Raw genomic sequence first — 19,108 nt, forward strand, 5'->3', positions numbered from 1 at the left:
GCTGGCTGTTTAGCTCAGGTCCAGGAGGTGGCTGTAGCTGGCCCGGTGTTCGGCTTGCACAACCGCGGCAAGAGCGACGGCGGTTTGCTTGCGGACATACGTGTCGAAGTCAAAGGAGCGTTCAAAGTACCAGCGTTTCAGCGCCCACGCGTGGGCGAGCAGTAGCAAGTTGTAGGCGAAGAGCTCGGCATCGACACGCACCAGCCGGCCCGCATCGATGGCTTCAAGGACGGCCTGCTGCAAGGGCAGCACGGTGCTGATTTCCAGTTCCTTGATCTTGTTCCGGCCCTCGGCACCCAGAGATTTCGATTCCCGGTAGGACAGCACAGCCGCGTCGCGGTGTTCGTTGATGACGTTGCAGTATGCGGCGAACGCTGCGGCAATCCGTTCTACGGGATCGGTTCCCGCGGCTTCGATGGCTGCCGGAACCTGATGATCAAAGGCGTCCAGGACTTCCACGATGACGGCCAGCAGGAGGTCTTCCTTGTTGCCGAAGTAGCGGTAGATCAAGCCGACGCTGACGGAGGCTTCGGTAGCCAGTGCATGCATCGAGACTGAGTCGGCACCGTCGCGGGCCATGAGGCGTGCGGCGGCGCTGAGAAGCTGTCTCTTGCGCAATGTGGCCCGCGCTTCACTCGCTGCCTTAGCCGGGTCAAACACGTGGACGTTTTGCTGGTTAGGTAATGCTGAACTCATTGCCGCCTCATTGAACTGATCTTCAAACAAAATGAATGTCTATTCACTTTTAATGAGTTTAGGTTGCATTGTGACGTACGTCAAGTGGGTTGGAAGTCGTTTCGGCCGGGATTCTAGTTGCTTGCTGTCCCAGTCCGGTGCCGAAGCCGTGAGTCTAGAATGGCCCCATGAGTCCATCACCAGCACCGGTCGCCGTCACTTTGGACCCCGTTCCTGCCCAGTGGTGGGAAATCCTCGGTGCGCTTGGTCCCCTCGCCATTTTGCTTGGCGCCATTGTGGCCGCCGTCATCGGCGGATTCACGCTCAGACAGCGCACACAAGCCGATGCCCTGGCATTGGCACAAAGCGCGAATCCGATGCGGATGCCCTTGAACAAAAACGCCGCTCAGACGAAAGAAGCGAATGGTGGACGCGCGCACAATGGGCACTGGACCGCGCGCTTGACGACCACCCACCCACCAAGGCTCTGGGGCTTGCCACCCTTAATGTCCTGGGGCGTAGCACGCTGGCGCGCACCGAGGAGCTGAAGCTGTTCGACATCATCTGGGCATCTGTCAGTAGCCAAGGAGGCCGTCAGGCAACGCCGCGGGGAATTACGGAAATGGCCCCCCAAGAGCGCCGCGTCCAGGTCGTCTCGGCCCGGCTGAGAGTGACCCTCGATGGCCGCCTCGGACGTGTTACTCCTGACGAGGTCAAGGCGCTGGCAAAGGAACCGCTCTAGCGTCGGCTGACCACTAGGGGCGTCCTCAAATTCCCCTGGATTCGAGAGTTGATTGCTGCAGCGTTCGCCAAAACACGCCGGAAAGTGGTGCTGCGTTGGAATGGGGTTGCTGCTTTTGTCGGGAACTAGCTCTCGGTGACCGGGCCGTCGTCGTGCTCGCGGCGGTGGTGTGGCACAGTCCCGGCTGCTGGAGGCGTGATCACCGTCGGATAGGCGCGGTCCGTGGAATATTGCAGGAACGACAGGTGAGCCTCGTATCTGTCCAGGACGTCATTGATGACCTGTTCAGGTGACAGGCCCATCAGGTCATAGCCCTCGGAACCAGTTTGAGTGAACACCTCCAGCCGGTAGTAGACGTCTATTTCCCGTTGCACACTGCGGCCGCCAAATACCGGCACGGGTGCCTCGACGGCGGCAACGCGATACTGGAAGTTGCGGTAACTGGCCATCTTGACGATCAGCGTGTGGTCGGTGATGCCGGTAGCCGCGTTAGGGCTATGGGTCAGTTCAACGTCGTAGCGAAGTTGCTTGAACTCCTCGGCGACGGCGGTCAGCGCCGGGTTGATGACCTTCTCGACGAACTGGGCCACAGACTTTGTTGAAGGATAAGACCGCAGGTGGGCCAGTCGCTGACGCCACGTCTTTTCCGGCACCTGGCCGCCGGTGGCCGCCGTCGAACGCCTGCGCATCACGTGACCTTCCCGCTCGGCCCGTTCCATGCGCAGCCCCTTAGAGAAGGAAGCCATGACGAAGTAGGCGATGATGGTGACCGGCAGGGCAAAGATCAAAGTTGCATACTCCATGGTTGCCACGCCCCCAGCGACCAGCATGGACACCGTCAGAACCGCGGTGAGTAGCGCCCAAAAGATGCGCAGCCACTTGGCACCATCTACGCTCGGATCGGGAATGCTGGAGGAGAAATTGGACATCACCATGGCGCCGGAGTTGGCGCTCGTCAGGTAGAACAAGAGTCCTGACAAGGTCGCCAGGCCAATCAGGAAAGGGGCGCCGGGGAACATTTCCAAGAGTGCGTACCAGCCATGTTCGGGACTGTCGATGGCAAGTTTCGCAAACTCAGTGTTCCCGTCGAGCACTTCACGCAGGGCGCTGTTTCCAAAGATGGAGACAATGAAGAAATCGCACAAGACGGGTGCAGTGATGGCCGCGATGACAAACTCTCGCAAGGTTCGACCGCGTGAGATGCGTGCCAGAAACAACACGACGAAGGGGCCCCACGCCAGCCAAAACGCCCAAAAGAACAGTGTCCACCCGGCCATCCAGTTCGAACCGTCTGGTTCATAGGCGAGGGTTTGAAGTGTGCGTTCCGGGAAGGTGGCGATGAATCGGCCAATGTTCTCCACGAATGCGTTGAGTAGAAAAGAGGTGTGGCCTGTCACCAGAATGTAGAGCATCATGGCCCCGGCAGACCACAAGTTGAGTTCGGAAATGATCCGAATTCTCTTATCCACCCCAGAGGTGCAAGCAGCAACAGTCATGATCACGGCGACCACCACGAGTGAGATTTGCAGGGCCAGACCCTCCTGTAGTCCGAAGAGCCAGGCGAAGCCGACATTGAGCAGGACCACGCCAATGCCCATGGAGGTGGCCACGCCAAACACGGTGCCGACAAGTGTGATGATGTCGATGACGTTTCCGGTGGCCCCACGCACCCGCTTTCCTAGGAGGGGGTACAAGGCCGCCCGGATGGATAGTGGCATGCCCCACCGGTACGAGAAGTAGCCCATGGCCATACCCAGGAGCGCGTAGACCGACCACCCGGCGATGCCGTAGTGGAACATGGTCCAAACGACCGCATCACGCGCTGCTTCTGCTGACTCCGGAGCGCCTGTTGGTGGTGAAACATATTGTGTGATGGGTCCGGTGACCGAGTAAAAGAGCATGTCGATGCCCACACCGGCGGCGAAGAGCATGGCAACTCACGTAAAGAGATTGTATTTCGGTCGCGAGTGGTCCGGGCCCAGCCGGACGCTGCCTTCCTTGGACAGGGCCACCCACAGCACAAACACCACGACGAGTGTAATGGTCACAACGTAATACCAACCAAGGTTTGTGGCGATCCAGTTCACGACGGTGTGCATGATGGCTTTGGCCGTCACCGGCATGACCATGGCCCACACCGAAAAGGCCAACACGATGGCCGCGGAGATGCAGAGGACCCACCAGTTGACGCGCGGACCGGGTTGGATGGCGAGCTCGGCCGGACCCTTGGCCAACAACTCATTGCTGGTCAGGGGCGGCCGCTTGCCCTCCGTCACATCGTTCTTATCACGAGCCCCAACGCCAAACAGGCTCCGTTGCACCATGCTCGGCGGTGCGTCATGCCCACCTTCTCGCTCATCGTCGCTACTGTTCACGAATTCCTCCAACGCATCCAGAAGGCTTCCTTGTAGGACAACGCTGTATGGCTTGTGGTTCCACAGGCGAGCGGCCCAGCGACACCCCACCCAGATCGGCGCGCTGCAGTTGAGGGCTCAGGCTCCCATGCTAGTCACTCGTGACGCGCGGCGGTGCGGTGGAATCCCTGATGACCAACTCTGTAGCGAGTTCCATGTGTGCTGAATCCAGAGCCTCACCCTTGGCCAAACGCAGCACGGCCCGCAAGGCGGCTCGGCCCATCTCCTGAAGCGGCTGCGCCACGGAGGTCAACCGCGGCAGGGTCTGTTCCGTCAGTGGAGTTCCATCAAAGCCCACCAAACTCAAGTCCTCGGGGACCCGAAGGCCATGGTGCCGCGCTTGCTCCAGAACGCCAAGAGCGACGGAATCGGAACCTGCGAATATCGCCGTCGGAGGTTCCTCCAGAGCCAAGAGTTGACGGGTGCCCACAACACCGAAGGCCTGATTGAACTCCCCGGCCAGAATGTATTCCGGCCGGGAGGAAATCCCGTGACCCATCAATGCCGCAAGGTACCCATGGAGCCGGGCAACGCTACATTCAGCAGCGTTGGGACCACCCAGGTAGGCAATCCTGGTGTGTCCTAGGGAAATTAAGTGTTCGGTGGCCTCTTTTCCGCCCGCCCAGTTTGTGGCGCCCACACTGCTGTATCCCTGGCGCGGGGGATTGAGTGGATCGATCACCACCACCGGAATGTTGCGCTGCTGGAATGAATCCAGCAACGCAGCGGTCATTTCTGAGGTGACCATAATCAGGCCCTTCCGCCCGGACTCCACCATGCGTTGGGCCCACTCCTCATGATTTGCGCGGTGCAGCTTCGCCGGCGTCACGTTACCCACCACAACGTCTACGTCTTCAATTGCAGCACAGTCCAAGATGCCAGTCACTAACTCCATGGAGTACGGGGTGTTAAGCCCGTCAATGACAAGATCCACCATGGCAGGGCCTGTGGACCTAGCCCGACGCTGCATGGGTGATTCATAGCCAAGCTCGGTCAGCGCTGCTTGAACCCGAATACGCGTGGCGTCGGCAACATCATCGCGCCCATTGATCACCTTGGAAACCGTTGGGGCCGAGACGCCCGCCAACGCGGCGACTGTCGCTAGAACTGGCTTCACCTTTGAATTCACGTGTTTCACAACATCACCAGCTTCTTTCGAAATGTTTCAACAGTCGAAGTGTCCAACATTTCCGTGGCGAGAGTCAAACGGTGACAAATAGTGCTTGACGTGTGATGGGCATCACGGCTATGTTCTTTTCAGGAACAGAATTAGTTGCGAAATATTTCGATTCGAATGAATGTCCCACACGCAATCAACATCTACCGAAGCCACGCGCTCACTATCTATCAATGGAGATAAGAAATGGAACACAAAACATCCTCCCGCCGCTCCTTCCTCACCCTGGCCGGCCTTGCACCCTTGGCCGTTTGGGGTCTGAGCGCCTGCGGAACCTCCGGCCCCGGCGGCGATAAGGGGGCCGCTGGAAGTGCAAGCATGTGGTCGCTGACAGGACCGCCCGGTGAGACCATCCGCAAGAACTCCATCGACACCTTCAACAAGGCCAACGCGGACACCCAGGTCAAGCTCACGCTGTTCCAGAACGATGCCTTCAAAACCAAGATCAAGACCGCCATCGGCGCCGGTGAAGCTCCCACCATGATCTACGGATGGGGCGGCGGCGGATTGAAGACGTACGCACAAGCCGAACAGGTGCTCGACTTGACGTCCTGGCTCGAGGAGAACCCCAAAGTCAAGGACAAACTGTTCCCGTCAGCCTTCGGCGCGGCAACGATTGATGGCAAAATCTACGCCTTGCCCAATGAAACCGTTGCGCCCATCATCCTCTTCTTCAACAAGACACTCTTTGACAAGGCGGGCGCTCAGCCGCCCAAGACCTGGGACGATCTGATGGCTCTGACCAAGACGTTCAACGATCTTGGCATTGCTCCCATCTCGCTCGCCGGCCAGTCCCGCTGGACGTCGATGATGTGGTTGGAGTTAATGTTTGACAGGGTAGGTGGCCCGGAGGTCTTCAATGACGTCTTCGCTGGGAAGGAAAATGCTTGGTCCAACCCGGCCGCTCTTGAGGCTCTGACCAAGATCCAGGAGCTGGTCTCTGCTAACGGTTTCATCAAGGGCTTCAACTCCATCACCGCAGATTCCAACGCAGATCAGGCCCTGCTCTACACCGGCAAGGCTGCCATGATGCTCCATGGTGCGTGGACCTATGGAGGCATGAAGGCCGACGGCGGCGACTTTGTTCCCGGCGGAAACTTGGGTTGGGTTGATTTCCCCACGGTGGCTGGCGGAAAGGGCGATGCTAAGAACGGGGTGGGCAACCCCGGCCAGTACATGTCCATCTCATCCAAGGCAACCGCGGAGGAAGTAGACACTGCCAAGAAGTACTTTGCCGAAGGACTCCTGAGCCCGGCGGAAGTCAGCGCCTGGATCGAATCCGGGGCCGTGCCCATTGTTGTTGGCATTGAAGACCAGCTGGCTGCTACGGCAGATAAGGACTTCCTGACGTACGTCTACAACTCTGCCAAGGATGCCCCCAACTTCCAGCAATCCTGGGATCAGGCATTGACCCCGACAGCCGCCGAAGCGCTGTTGAACAACATTGACCAGCTGTTCACCAAGTCAATTACGCCGGAGAAATTCGCCAGCAACATGAATGCGACGATTGGCAAATGAGCGCATCCGTGACCATCACTGAGCGAGGCTCAGGAACGCAACGGAAAGGCCGGCGCTCTGGCGGGGGCAAAGTAGATGGTGCTGGTGCGCAGGCTGATAGCCAGAAGTCACACTCCACCGCTACTGGCGCCTTGAATTGGCTAGTGGTGCCGGCCCTGGTTCTGTTTTTAGTCTTCGCCATCGTCCCGTTGGTTGGTGTGCTGGTACTGAGCTTTACCGACTGGGATGGCATTGGTGCCATCAATTTCAACGGCGTGGAAAACTGGTTGCGTTCCTTTAGTGACCCCTCCATGTACAAGGCATTGGGCCTGACGTTCCTCATCATGGTCCTAACTTGGGTCATCCAGACTCCCATCAGCTTGCTGCTGGGTACTTTCACGGCAGGGTCACAGAAGTACCGGGCCTTATTGGCCGTACTGTACTTCCTGCCACTGTTGCTGTCCTCTGCGGCGATCGCCATCGCCTATAAGACTCTGCTGGATCCCAACTTTGGCCTGGCTGCCGGGTTGCACATGCCGATCTTGGCGCAGGACTGGCTGGGTCAGCCCCAGTTGGCTCTCGGCGTCGTGATCTTTGTGGTCTCCTGGCAGTTCATCCCCTTCCATACCCTGATCTACCAGGGTGGTGTGCGCCAGATCCCCAAATCGCTCTATGAGGCGGCGTCCATTGATGGGGCGGGACGCGTCAAGCAGTTCTTCTACATCACGGTGCCGCAGCTGAAATACACCATCATCACCTCCTCAACCTTGATGGTGGTGGGTGCGGTGACCTACTTTGACATGATCTTTGTGCTGACCGGCGGAGGGCCTGGCAATGCCACCCGCAACCTTGCCCTCGATATGTACCTGACAGGCTTCAAAGCCAACCAGATGGGTCAGGCCAGCGTCACGGCCGTGATCTTGGTGGTCTTGGGGCTCGGTATCGCCTTGTGGCTGCAACGACTTGGCGGCAAAGACAAAAACGGCAGCCAATTGGAAGGCATGTAACCATGGCAACTACTTTGCCCACACAGGCAACACCCAGCAAACGGAACATCAACTCAGCTCAGGGTGTTGGCGACCGCCTAAGAAAGTTGAACCTGCCTGGGGGTGCAGCTGGTTGGATCTGGCTCGCCATCATCATCATCCCCGTCTATTACATTGTGGTGACCTCCTTCAAGTCTCAGGCCGGTTACTTTAGCCAAAACCCCCTGGCCATACCCTCGGAACCAACGCTAGATAACTACAAGATGGTGATTGCCAATGATTTTGGCCGCTACTTCCTGAACAGCGTCATCGTCACATTGGGGGCCACCGTACCAGCTGTCGGGTTCTCCTTCATGGCGGCCTTCGCCATTGTGCGCGGCCAGAGCCGGTTCCTCAAAGGGGTCAACGGACTGTTCCTGATGGGATTAGCCATCCCGCTGCAGGCCACCATCATCCCGGTCTACCTGCTGATCATCAAGATGAATCTTTACGATTCACTGTTGGCTCTGGTGCTGCCATCGATCGCGTTTGCCATCCCCCTCACCGTATTGATTCTTTCCAACTTCATCAGGGACGTTCCTAATGAATTGTTTGAATCCATGCGCCTGGATGGATGCAGTGAATGGCAGACCATGTGGCGCCTGGCCCTACCCCTGACCAAGCCGGCCATTGTCACTGTTTCCATCTACAACGGTCTGGGCGTCTGGAACGGCTTCCTGCTGCCACTGATCTTGACGCAAAGCCCGGAGCTGCGTGTTCTCCCCTTGGCTCTCTGGACGTTCCAGGGCCAGTATTCGGTCAATATTCCCGCTGTTCTGGCCTCCGTTGTCCTGACCACGCTGCCCATCCTGGTGCTGTACATCATTGGCCGGCGCCAACTGCTCAGCGGCCTGACCGCCGGTTTCAGCAAGTAGCTCTCGAAAGGACACTATTCATATGACACCGCAGAAACCTGCCTTGCGTGTGGGGATGGCGGGCTACGCCTTCATGGGAGCAGCCCACTCCCATGCGTGGCGCAACGCGCACCGCTTCTTCGACTTACCCCTCATCCCGGAGCTAACGGCAATCGCCGGACGTAAGCAATCCGCCGTCGAACATGCCGCCGCACAGATGGGCTGGGCTTCCACGGAAACCGATTGGCGGGCACTGATTGAACGTGACGATATTGACCTGATCGATATCTGCACCCCCGGAGACACCCACGCTGAAATCGCCATCGCAGCACTGCAGGCCGGCAAGCACGTGCTGTGCGAAAAGCCGCTCGCCAACAGTGTGGCCGAGGCCCAGGAAATGACCGAGGTCGCGGCGGAGGCGGCCCGCAACGGCGTGTTTGCCATGTGCGGGTATTCGTACCGCCGCACTCCAGCCTTGGCGCTCATGAAACGCATGATCGCCGACGGGAAAGTCGGGACCATCCGCCACGTCCGCGCCCAATACCTCCAGGACTGGCTCTCGGATGAAAACGCACCCCTGACCTGGCGCATGGACAAGACGAAATCCGGCTCGGGTGCGCTCGGCGACATCGGCGCACACAGCATTGACGCGGCCCAATTCGTCACCGGCCAACGCATCACCGGCGTCTCCGCCATCATGGAAACTTTCACCACCCAACGCCCCATTGGCGGCGAGTTCGTGGGACTCGGTGGGAACACCACCGTGGACGCCAGTACCGAAATGGGGCCTGTCACCGTTGATGACGCTGTCATCTTTTCCGCAAGGTTCGACGGCGGCCCCATCGGCGTGTTCGAGGCGACCCGTGCCGCTCTAGGCAGGAAAAACGCCATGCGCCTGGAAGTCAATGGCTCACTGGGTTCCTTGGCGTTCGACTTCGAGGATATGAACTTCTTGCAGTTCTACGATCAGCGCGATGAAGCCGGCTCCCGCGGATTCCACCGCATCATGGTCACCGAACCCGAGCATCCCTACGTCGGCAACTGGTGGCCCACCGGGCATGGCCTGGGCTACGAGCACGGCTTCACGCATCAAGTGGTGGACCTGGTCACGGCGCTGGGCAACAAAACCCAACCCACGCCGTCGTTCTCTGAGGCATTGGGCGTGCAACGCGTCCTGGCCGCGGTGGAAGACAGCGCCACGAACAACAGTATCTTCACCCCCACAGAGGAAAACTCATGACAGAGAAAAAAAACGCACTCGTTGTGCGTGGCGGCTGGGACGGACACCAACCCGTTGAAGCCACCGAACTATTCATCCCTTACCTGCGCGAGAACGGCTACAGCGTCCGCGTCGAAGAAAGCCCTGCCGTCTACGCCGATGCCGACTACATGGCCGGGGTGGATTTGATCGTGCAGTGCAACACCATGACCACCATAGAAAAGGAGGAATTTGCGGGCCTGCGCGCCGCTGTTGAAAACGGCACTGGCTTGGCCGGCTGGCACGGCGGGATCGCCGATTCGTACCGCAACAACTCCGATTACCTGCACATGATTGGCGGCCAGTTCGCCTGCCACCCAGGAAATCATCCCGATGAGGCCACGGGCGAACAGTCTGATAATTACGTTCCCTACACCGTCACCATGGCGCCGGCGGCCGCCAACCACCCCATCACAGAGGGCATTGGCGACTTCGATCTGGTGACCGAACAGTACTGGGTCCTGGCCGATGATTACATCGATGTCCTGGCCACCACCACCCAGAAAGTCCGTCCGTGGGACGCCTGGAATCGTGAGGTCACCTCCCCCGCAATTTGGACACGCCAGTGGGGCAAGGGCCGAATCTTCGTCTCCACCCCTGGCCACCGTGTAGAAATTCTTGAAGATCCCAACGTCAAAACCATCATTGAAAGAGGCATGTTGTGGGCCAGCCGCTAAATATTCTCACCATCGGCATTGTGGGCTGTGGAAACATCATCGCCCAGTACTTGAGCACACTGCCGTCTCTTGACACCCTGCGGCTGGTTGCCGTTGCGGATCTGGATGTGGCGCGAGCGCAGGCCGTGGCCGCAGATTTGCCCGGCGTGCGCGCGCTCTCGGTGGCGGAATTAATGGACGACGACGAGGTCCAGTTGGTCTTGAACCTCACCATCCCTGCCGCGCATGCGCAAGTTGCGCTGGCGGCCATAGCGGCTGGCAAGCACGTCTACGGCGAAAAGCCGCTGGCTGCCACGGCCGAGGAGGCGGCCACCGTTTTGGCTGCCGCCGCCGCTGCCGGCGTCACGGTTGGCTGCGCACCGGACACCGTTTTGGGAACGGGCACTCAGACTGCACGCCGCGCCATCGACGATGGTCTCATTGGCAGGCCCATTTCGGCAACAGCCACCATGATGTGCCCCGGGCATGAGCGCTGGCACCCCAACCCGGACTTTTACTATGTCCCCGGTGGCGGTCCGCTGCTCGACATGGGCCCGTATTACGTCTCATCCTTGGTGACGTTGTTGGGGCCGGTGAAGTCCGTGATTGGCGCGGCCAGCCACACCCGGGATGAGCGCACCATCGGTTCCGGTCCCCGCGCCGGTGAGGTCATCCCCGTGTCAACTGACACCCATGTCAGTGGCGTACTCATTCACGAATCCGGTGCCCTCTCGACCGTGATCATGAGCTTCGATGCCGTGGCAACACAGGCTGCCAATATTGAGATCCACGGCGAAACCGGCTCGCTGATTGTTCCGGACCCCAATAGGTTCGACGGCGAGGTACAGCTGCGCCGCCTTGGCGATAGCGAGTGGGAAACGCTGCCCGTTTCTGCAGGCTATGTGGATGGCTCACGCGGCATTGGCCTGCACGATCTGGCCTCCACTGCTCCCGGAGCGGAACCCCGCGCTGGCGGGGCTCTGGCCTACCACGCGCTGGAAGTCATGGAATCGGTGCTGAAATCAGCTCATACCGGCCAGTTGGTTGCCATTGCCAGTACCTGTGAGCGCCCCGCTGCGGTTCCGCTGATCCGCTTGGCCGGCGCCGAGATCCTGGCCGGCTCAGCTTAGGGACTACGGTTCGGGATGAGCAGAAGTCACTGAACACCAACTCACAAGAGTCCGCCCCTGCGCACTGACAATGTGCGGGGCGGACTCATCTTGGCTTAATACCCAACCGGTGCCCGCCTCAGCCAGTACAGTGGCGATCGCTGCCATGGGGTTGGTGCGCGGGGCACTCCTCAATCGCTATTCACTGATTAATCCAAGCCTTTCGGTCTATAGTGGCCGTAGAAAAGAGGCAATTATGACCCATCGGAATGTTGTCGGGGAAGCTACCGGACCGGATGTTGCAACTGAGGCTTCTGGCGCTGGTGCCATGAGCCAAGACAGTCGGCGGCTTGAGAGTAGGCAGGCGGAAAAGTTTGAGGTGCGCCGCGCCGAGCTGGCCGCCGCTGCATTGGCCACCTTGTCAGAGTTCGGTTACGCCCGCACCAGCTTGCGGGAGATTGCCCAGAAGTCCGGATTTTCTCACGGTGTCTTCCACTATTACTTCCGCGACAAGGTAGAGCTCATCACCTACTGTGTGCGCGAATACAAGCTCGCCTGTGTGGGGCATTATGACGCAGTAACATCCAACGCCACCTCTGCTGAGCAAGTGCGTTTGGCTTTTGCTGCAGCCTTGTCCGCCTCGGCTCGTGACGACGCCCCCATGCACAGGCTTTGGTACGACCTGCGTAATCAGAGCATGTTTGCCGACGACTTCCAGGCAGATGTTACCGAGGTAGACATCAGCCTGGAGACCATGATCTGGACCGTTGTCAGTTGCTATGCAGCCTTCCATAACACCGAAATAGCTTTGCCACGGCGCACTGTCTACGCACTCTTTGATGGCATGTTCCAGCAGTGCTTGCTGGACATTCATACAGGCAGCGCCGATGCGCTCGCTACCCTGCAGCAAGGAGTCTGGCAGGTACTCCCCCGCCTCCTGGTGGGGTTCGGGTCCACTGACATGGCCTAGCTGCGGCCTGAGTTCGAGTCATTAGCGTCAGTACGAGTTAAACAAGAAGTCCGCCTTATCCACCACAGATTGTGGTTGGCACGGCGGACTTCTTTAATCGAGTAGTGGCTGGGCGCCCGAGCGAGGACTACATGTGCACGACTGCAACACCCGTGGGAACGGCAGCGTCGGCACGGCGTCGGTACATCAGGGCCGTCACGATGGCACCAACCACCAGTAACACGGCGCAGGCGAAGTACGCACCCGAGTAACCGCTGACGAGGGATTCCAGTTGACCTTTGCCGCCGTCGATGGCCGTGATGGTGGCTCCGGCAACCAAGGTGTTCAGCACAGCCAAGCCGATGGCTCCGCCAAGCTGCTGCGATGCGTTCACGGCAGCGGAGGCGGCACCGGCATGATGGCTGTCAACACCCAAGGTACCTACGCTCAACGCCGAGGAGAGGATGGCGCCGAGACCAAGAGCAATGATGAACATCGGCACCGCTACATGCAGAGCGTAGCTGCTGTCAGCCTTGGCATTCATCAGGAGAACCGAACCAAGGGCGGAGGCGAGCATGCCGGCCGGAACCAGCACCTTTGCGCCCAGCTTGGGCATGAGTACCGAGGTAGAAACCACGGCAGCGATCATAATACCCAAGCACAACGGCAGCACGGCCAGGCCAGTTTGCAACGGGGTGAAACCGAGCACGATCTGCAGGTAGTACACCAGATACAAGTTCACGCCAAAGACCACGGCGCCAGCTACGAAGATCGCGATCATGGAGGCGCCGCGATCCCGGTCCAGCACAATGTGCAGCGGCAGCAGCGGGGACTTTCCCTTGCGTTGGATCATGACAAAGGCAAAGAGAAGAACCAGGCCGACGGCGAGCAAGCCCCAGGTGCGCGCGTGTGCAAAGCCGTGCTCTTCCGCATTGGTAAACCCGAAGACGAGGGCGAAGAAACCCAAGGAGGCAAAAATGGCGCCGGGAACATCCAGTGTGACGCCGCGCTCACGCACAGTGGGGGCGATGGCAATCAAGCCAACAACAAAAGCAATAGCAGCAAATCCAATGTTGACGTAGAGGGTCCAGCGCCAAGAGAGTGTTTCCGTCAGCACGCCACCGAGCAGCAGGCCAACAGCGCCACCGGCACCGGCTAGGGCGCCGAAAATACCAAAAGCCTTGCCCCGTTCTGCGGGATCGGTGAAGGTGGTGGTCAACAAGGAAAGAGCTGCCGGGGCCAACAAAGCTGCGAAGATACCTTGCAGTACCCGCGCGGCCAGCAGGATCGCGACGGTCGGGGCAGCGCCACCCAGTGCCGAGGCGGCAGCGAAGCCCACCAAGCCAATGAGGAAGATCTGCTTGCGACCCATCAGGTCAGCAATTCGGCCTCCCAGCAGGAGTAATCCGCCGAAGGCGAGTGCGTAGGCCGTGATGACCCACGGACGGAGCGTGTCAGAGAAAGCGAGTTCAATCTGGGCGCTGGGCAGTGCCACATTCATGATGGTTGCATCCAACACCACCATGAGCTGGGACATGCCGATGGCCAGCATGGACCACCAGCGAAGGCCGAACCATTTGGAGCCAGGCATGGAGGGTGGCGTCGGAGTGACCTGTCGTGGTTGCGTTGCAGTGCTCATGTACCTTTTGCCTCGTTGAGAAAATCGAAGCCATCCCGTCGGAATAGCTATTCCTCCAGCATACAACACACGGAACAGCTATTCCGGTGATCATCGTCTCACGCTAGACTTGATCTGATATCGATTGATTTTCTCCTGCCATCGAAAGCTCCACCAGCATGCCACTGACTCCTTCGCTTAAAAACCACTCCCCCGACGACCAGAACACTGGCGACCATGACGCCGTCGTCCTTAGCGAGCGTGATCGAGCGCTCATCGATGCAGCCCACGAACTCTTTTCCAGCAAGGGTCTTAGCGTGCCTCTGGCCGATATCGCCAAGGCAGCAGGGATGGGGGTGGCAACCCTGTACCGGCGCTACCGTGACAAGGACCTTTTAATTCTGGACGTTTACCGAGAACACCTTGCCTACGGCGAGCAATTGTCGATTAACGCCAATGGCTATGAGGACCCTTGGGAGGGGCTGGTCTACTTTTTGACCAAGTCCACAGAACAATTTCTGAGCGATCACGGCATGCGTGAATTGATTCTCGGCGGCTATGTCGGCGGAGTCGGCTGGGCACGAGGTTCCTCCCACCAAGAGCTTCACGAGGTTCTAGACGCTCTCCAACACCGGATAACGCATCAGCTTGAATCACTGGTGGCACGGGCCAAGGAACGGCATGTTGTCCGAGACGATTTTGAGCCCACGGACATTCTCCTGATGTCAGCCATGGCGCACGTGGCAGCTCCCGTCAAGGCATCGGGTTGGCCTGTGTCAGCCCAGCGAGCCCTCCAGTTGCTCCTTGAGGGTATCCGGCCAAACTAGCTTAAGTGCTAAGCCCTGGAACAGCTGGCCTCACACTGGCGGCAGCAGCGGCACCTCAATGCGTGGCTGAGCAGGACAAGACCACGAACCAGGTCATCTACGGGGAAATGGAACCCACGCTGCTGGTGAGGTGCGGGGAGACCTTGTCCCCAGGCTGGAATGTTACCGACTTCGTTCATCACATCCCAGGCCACACGGCAGGGTCCGTGGCCTACGTGATCGACTGTCAGAAGTCAGTTTTCGTGGGAGATGCTGGACCAAGTGGCAGTTCGGGCCAAGGTAGACAACAACGTCTTCCGAGTCGGCTTTCGGGGTGGCGTCCGTGATGGGCACATAGCCCGATAGGCCACATACGACAACGGCACGGGAGTGTCCGCGGAGACGGTCTTCCGGACCGTTGGCTTCAAGCCGTCTGCAGCGAGCACAGCGTCGCCCCGTACACGTCGCCATTGGCGGCAAACGCCCGGACCTTGACGCCGTCGGCCTCTGCCTTCTGGACAAAAACGCCATTTTGCAGGTTCACGCAAGAGTCGCGGCAGGCGTCTAGGAGGATCCGGCGCAGGTCGCTGCGGTGGATCAGCACGTATGGGGCGACTAGCCCTCTTCAAATTCGGCGCCGAGTATCTGGCGGGTCCATTCCTCGCCGGTGATAGCGTCACGGAAGACCAAGTGGTTGGGCTGGACGCCGATATAGAGTGCCTGTTCAGCAACGCCCAGCGTTTCGTGACGCGGGAGGCGTTGGGCCATCTTCAGCCCCGCTCCCACTTCACCGAATTCGTGAGCGTTTTCGACAAGGGTTACTGATGCACCATTTTCCCGCAGTGCAAGTTCGCCTGCCAGACCGGCCAGACCAGCCATGCCGCCACCAACCACCAGGACATCCTGCGTTGGGGTGGTTCCCGTGCCGTTGCTTGACGGGACCTTGGTGCACCTTGTACACCAAGGTGCATTAAATATTGGTGATTCCTACGGTAGAGGTGGAGATGGAGGAAGTGGGGGTGGATTCCGGGGTACTTTTGATGCGCACCGAGATGACCCAGAGAAGGATGGCGGCGACGGCTGCGGCGCCGGCGAAGGCCATGAAGTTCGAGTTGACGCCCATCCCTGCGGCCAGCAGTACGCCACCAACCTGGGGAGCAGCCACGGCACCAATGCGGCCGACGCCGAGCGCCCAACCAAGTGCCGTGCCGCGCAGATGGCTGGGGTATCGAGTAGCAACGGCGGCGATGATCAGGCACTGGGTGCCGTGGGTGCCGACACCTGCCAACACGAGCATGGCGTACACAATTCCCACAGGCGGACCTGTGACGATGACCGCCAAGGCTGCGGCAGCCACTGCGGCAGCCACCACTCCGGTGGGAACCGGACCAAACCTGCCGCCCGCCCAGGCGGTTATGACCGAGCCCGCCACGGCGCCCAAGTTCAGGGCCACGGCAAAGGTCAGTGCCGAGCCGAGGTTATAGCCAGCCATCTGCATCAGGTTGGGAAGCCACGTGCCCAGACCGTACCAGGCAAAGAGAGTTGCAAGCGTAGCCAATGCAAAGAAGATGCTGGCACCCAGGTACGGAGCCTTGAGCAATGCGCCGAATCCACCGCGCTCCGTGGAAGAGGTCGGTGCGGGAGTCTTGGGTAGGAATTTGAAGCCCAGCGGAACAACAACTACTAGGGCCAGCCCGGCAACCATGAACATAACAGGCCATCCAAAGACCGGGATCAGCGGAATGCCAACCAGTGCGGCAATGGTTCCGCCGATGGGAACACCAGACATCATCAACGTGGCAATGGCTGAGCGCCACTTGACGGGAACCAGCTCCGCTACCAACGCATTGGCTGAGGGAACCAGTCCACCCAAACCAATTCCGGCCAGCAGACGCAAGGCTCCAAAGATATATGCGTTGGGAGCGAAGGCGCACAGGACGCTAAAAAGCGAGAAGGCAATGGAACAACCAAGGATGGTGGTGCGGCGGCCCAGTTTATCGGCTAGACGGCCGGCGAAGATGGCGCCGATCATCATGCCGGCAAAGGCCAGCGAACCGACCGTTCCCGCCGTTGCCTTGGTCAGTCCCCAGCCGGTGTCGTTAATCAGTGAGGACTGAACGGTACCGTAGACAATCAAGTCATAGCCGTCAAACACCACTAGCAACCAACAGACCAGCACGGCCATGAGGGCTGGCCGGGAGATCTTGGGGGCTGTGGAGCCGTCTTGGCCGGCAGTGGCGGACTTGGGGCGCCTACCGGCTGAAGAATTTGTGTAATCCATCTCACGATGGTGGCCCACTTCACAGCCAAATTGCAACGTGATTCTGCTATGCAGAATTTTGATCTACGTAATAGATCCCAATGTCCCATTGAAGCGGCCGACAACGCATTACGGCTCCTGCAGTTGCTGCGAGAGGGCGGGAAATTGCGGCTCAAGGATGCTGCGGCCGAACTGGGATTTGCCCCTTCCACAGCACACCACCTGCTGGCCATGCTGGTCTACCGCGGCTTTGTGGTTAAAGACGAGTTCAAAAACTACGTCCCTAGCGTGGCGATCGGAGTGGGGCCCGCCAGACTGGGTTGGAGCCTCAAGCTGCGCGACCTGGCCCGCCCCCACACGGAACTCCTTGCCGTCCACCACGGCAACCTTTCCAACGCCCGGGCCGTAGCCGTCACCGGCAACCTATCGAAAATCCCCGGCTGGGCAGCAGGCCGCGGCACTATCACGAACACCCACAGCCCCCGCCTGGATCTAGGCTGGTTGCAATCTGAGGATAGGCTGGCTCTTGGTCCGCCAACGCATCACTGCGGCGGCGGACCTTTGTGCGCCGGCAACAATACGGAACCTGCCATACTAAATTCCCTCGTGCTTCATTCCTCACAGAACGGATGCCATCCACATGCCCCACTTTGACCTCGTCATCATCGGGACCGGCTCGGGAAACTCCATCCCTGGCCCGGAGTTTGACCATTGGAATATCGCTATCGTGGAGGACGGCCACTTCGGCGGCACGTGCCTGAACGTTGGCTGCATCCCCACCAAAATGTTTGTCCATCCAGCAGAGTTGGCCGACGCCGCGCGGCACGGCAAGTCGTTGGGCATTGATGCCCAGTTGAATTCCGTGGACTGGCCGGGTATTCGAGACAGAATCTTCGGACGGATCGACGCCATCGAAGCCGGCGGTCGGCAGTACCGCGAAGGACCCGAGTGCCCCAACATCACCGTCTTTGCCGGGCGTGGCCGCTTTACTGGGCACAAGAGCCTGCATATTGACCTGCACGACGGCGGCACCGCCCAGGTGACTGCCGACAGATTTGTTCTGGCTGCGGGCTCTCATGCTGTTATCCCGGACATTCCCGGCCTCGCTGTTGGCGAGAATCAGGGCCAAGCCGCTTTCCACACCTCAGATTCGATCATGCGGCTGGAAAAGTTGCCTGCCAGCATCATCATTCTGGGCGGCGGCTATATCGCTGCGGAATTCGCCCATGTGTTTTCCTCCTTTGGCGTGCAGGTCACCCAAATCGCGCGAGGAAAACGGCTGCTCAAGTCTCAAGATGATGATGTCTCGCACCAATTCACCAAAGAGGCCGCGGCGCGCTACACAGTCCTGCTCGAGACCAAGGTGAGGGGCGTGGCGGACACGGCTCACGGCGTCGAACTTCAAGTGGAGGGGCCAACCGGCATGCATGCGCTGCAGGCCGAGGTCTTGCTGGTGGCCACGGGGCGCAAACCCAACGGTGCTAACTTGGCCGTGGAAGAAACCGGGGTGGGACTGGACGGTCATGGCCGGGTGGAGGTTGATGAGCATCAGCGCACCGGCGTCGAAGGCATTTACGCGCTGGGCGACATCTCCTCCAAGTTCCAGCTCAAGCACGTAGCGAACCACGAGGCCAAGGTGGTCAAACACAACTTGGCACACCCCGAGGCGCTCATCAGCTCGGATCACCGGTTTGTGCCCGCCGCGGTATTCAGCGATCCTCAGATTGCCTCTGTCGGCATCACCGAGGCGCACGCCATCAAGAGCGGAATTCCGTATGCGGTGAAAGTGCAAAACTATGGCGACATTGCCGCTGGTTGGGCGCGGGAAGACAGCGGCCATTTCCTGAAGGTGCTCGCTGACCCTGCCACTGGCTTGCTGCTGGGAGCGCACGCGATTGGGCCGGAGGCGGCCACCGTCATCCAGCCGCTGATTCAGGCCATGCATTTTGGTCAAACCGCTCATGACGTGGCGAAGAACCAGTACTGGATCCACCCCGCATTGTCCGAGCTGGTGGAGAACGCGCTGCTTGGCCTACCGGAGGCTGAGGCTTAGCTACTTCTGACCGCC

At 59.6% G+C, this 19,108-nt stretch carries 16 protein-coding genes and 1 pseudogene; 11 read left to right on the forward strand and 6 right to left on the reverse strand.

What is annotated here, in order from left to right:
• Nucleotides 1-9: 9 nt before the first annotated feature.
• Complete coding sequence (locus AS189_RS12420) at nt 10-696, reverse strand: TetR/AcrR family transcriptional regulator (RefSeq protein WP_082634271.1); 687 nt, start codon at nt 694-696, stop codon at nt 10-12.
• 167 nt (nt 697-863) lie between these two features.
• Between AS189_RS12420 and AS189_RS19965 the strand changes: the two genes are divergently transcribed.
• Nucleotides 864-1,223 (forward strand): hypothetical protein, encoded by a 360-nt coding sequence (locus AS189_RS19965; RefSeq protein WP_129587265.1) that lies wholly within the window; start codon nt 864-866, stop codon nt 1,221-1,223.
• Between the two features lie 319 nt (nt 1,224-1,542).
• On the opposite strand, the pseudogene betT reads toward AS189_RS19965, so the two are convergent.
• Both betT and AS189_RS12430 read right to left on the reverse strand, forming a co-directional pair.
• Nucleotides 1,543-3,741, reverse strand: a pseudogene (betT, locus tag AS189_RS12425) (choline BCCT transporter BetT).
• A gap of 181 nt (nt 3,742-3,922) precedes the next feature.
• Nucleotides 3,923-4,948, reverse strand: coding sequence for a LacI family DNA-binding transcriptional regulator (locus tag AS189_RS12430; RefSeq protein ID WP_082634535.1), 1,026 nt, complete (start codon nt 4,946-4,948; stop codon nt 3,923-3,925).
• Between the two features lie 246 nt (nt 4,949-5,194).
• On the opposite strand from AS189_RS12430, the gene AS189_RS12435 reads away from it, so the two are divergent.
• The 7 genes from AS189_RS12435 to AS189_RS12465 all read left to right on the forward strand — a co-directional run bounded on the left by AS189_RS12435 (nt 5,195) and on the right by AS189_RS12465 (nt 12,377).
• On the forward strand, nt 5,195-6,526 hold the full coding sequence (locus tag AS189_RS12435; RefSeq protein ID WP_062289408.1) for an extracellular solute-binding protein: 1,332 nt from the start codon (nt 5,195-5,197) through the stop codon (nt 6,524-6,526).
• Complete coding sequence (locus AS189_RS12440; RefSeq protein WP_082634272.1) at nt 6,523-7,512, forward strand: carbohydrate ABC transporter permease; 990 nt, start codon at nt 6,523-6,525, stop codon at nt 7,510-7,512. Before AS189_RS12435 ends, AS189_RS12440 begins: the two co-directional genes overlap by 4 nt.
• Before the next feature lie 2 nt (nt 7,513-7,514).
• The gene (locus AS189_RS12445; protein ID WP_062289411.1) at nt 7,515-8,405 is read left to right on the forward strand and encodes a carbohydrate ABC transporter permease; all 891 of its coding nucleotides are present in this window, start codon (nt 7,515-7,517) and stop codon (nt 8,403-8,405) included.
• Nucleotides 8,406-8,427: 22 nt separating this feature from the next.
• Complete coding sequence (locus AS189_RS12450) at nt 8,428-9,624, forward strand: Gfo/Idh/MocA family protein (RefSeq protein WP_062289415.1); 1,197 nt, start codon at nt 8,428-8,430, stop codon at nt 9,622-9,624.
• Nucleotides 9,621-10,319: a ThuA domain-containing protein gene (locus AS189_RS12455; RefSeq protein WP_062289418.1), complete on the forward strand. Its 699-nt coding sequence runs from the start codon at nt 9,621-9,623 to the stop codon at nt 10,317-10,319. The genes AS189_RS12450 and AS189_RS12455 overlap by 4 nt, the downstream gene beginning before the upstream one ends.
• On the forward strand, nt 10,304-11,428 hold the full coding sequence (locus AS189_RS12460) for a Gfo/Idh/MocA family protein (RefSeq protein ID WP_062289421.1): 1,125 nt from the start codon (nt 10,304-10,306) through the stop codon (nt 11,426-11,428). The genes AS189_RS12455 and AS189_RS12460 overlap by 16 nt, the downstream gene beginning before the upstream one ends.
• Before the next feature lie 235 nt (nt 11,429-11,663).
• A complete protein-coding gene (locus tag AS189_RS12465) occupies nt 11,664-12,377 on the forward strand; it encodes a TetR/AcrR family transcriptional regulator (RefSeq protein WP_237759836.1) in 714 nt (237 codons plus the stop codon).
• A 127-nt stretch (nt 12,378-12,504) separates the two neighbouring features.
• On the opposite strand, the gene AS189_RS12470 is transcribed toward AS189_RS12465, so the two are convergent.
• Nucleotides 12,505-13,995 carry an MFS transporter gene (locus AS189_RS12470; protein WP_082634273.1) on the reverse strand — a complete coding sequence of 497 codons (1,491 nt, stop codon included), beginning with the start codon at nt 13,993-13,995 and terminating at the stop codon, nt 12,505-12,507.
• A gap of 158 nt (nt 13,996-14,153) precedes the next feature.
• Between AS189_RS12470 and AS189_RS12475 the strand changes: the two genes are divergently transcribed.
• Nucleotides 14,154-14,801, forward strand: coding sequence for a TetR/AcrR family transcriptional regulator (locus AS189_RS12475; protein ID WP_062289426.1), 648 nt, complete (start codon nt 14,154-14,156; stop codon nt 14,799-14,801).
• A gap of 594 nt (nt 14,802-15,395) precedes the next feature.
• Here AS189_RS12475 and AS189_RS21125 read toward each other — a convergent pair.
• Nucleotides 15,396-15,659: a hypothetical protein gene (locus tag AS189_RS21125; RefSeq protein WP_129587266.1), complete on the reverse strand. Its 264-nt coding sequence runs from the start codon at nt 15,657-15,659 to the stop codon at nt 15,396-15,398.
• Between the two features lie 91 nt (nt 15,660-15,750).
• Nucleotides 15,751-17,061, reverse strand: a complete 1,311-nt coding sequence (locus tag AS189_RS12490) for an MFS transporter (RefSeq protein ID WP_062293607.1) — start codon at nt 17,059-17,061, stop codon at nt 15,751-15,753.
• A gap of 48 nt (nt 17,062-17,109) precedes the next feature.
• Here AS189_RS12490 and AS189_RS19450 point away from each other — a divergent pair, with 48 nt between their 5' ends.
• The gene (locus AS189_RS19450) at nt 17,110-17,694 is read left to right on the forward strand and encodes a helix-turn-helix domain-containing protein (protein ID WP_082634536.1); all 585 of its coding nucleotides are present in this window, start codon (nt 17,110-17,112) and stop codon (nt 17,692-17,694) included.
• Complete coding sequence (locus AS189_RS12500; RefSeq protein ID WP_062289436.1) at nt 17,681-19,093, forward strand: mycothione reductase; 1,413 nt, start codon at nt 17,681-17,683, stop codon at nt 19,091-19,093. Before AS189_RS19450 ends, AS189_RS12500 begins: the two co-directional genes overlap by 14 nt.
• Nucleotides 19,094-19,108: the final 15 nt, after the last annotated feature.

Origin of the sequence: Arthrobacter alpinus (assembly GCF_001445575.1) — a bacterium.
Taxonomy (GTDB): Bacteria; Actinomycetota; Actinomycetes; order Actinomycetales; family Micrococcaceae; genus Specibacter; species Specibacter alpinus_C.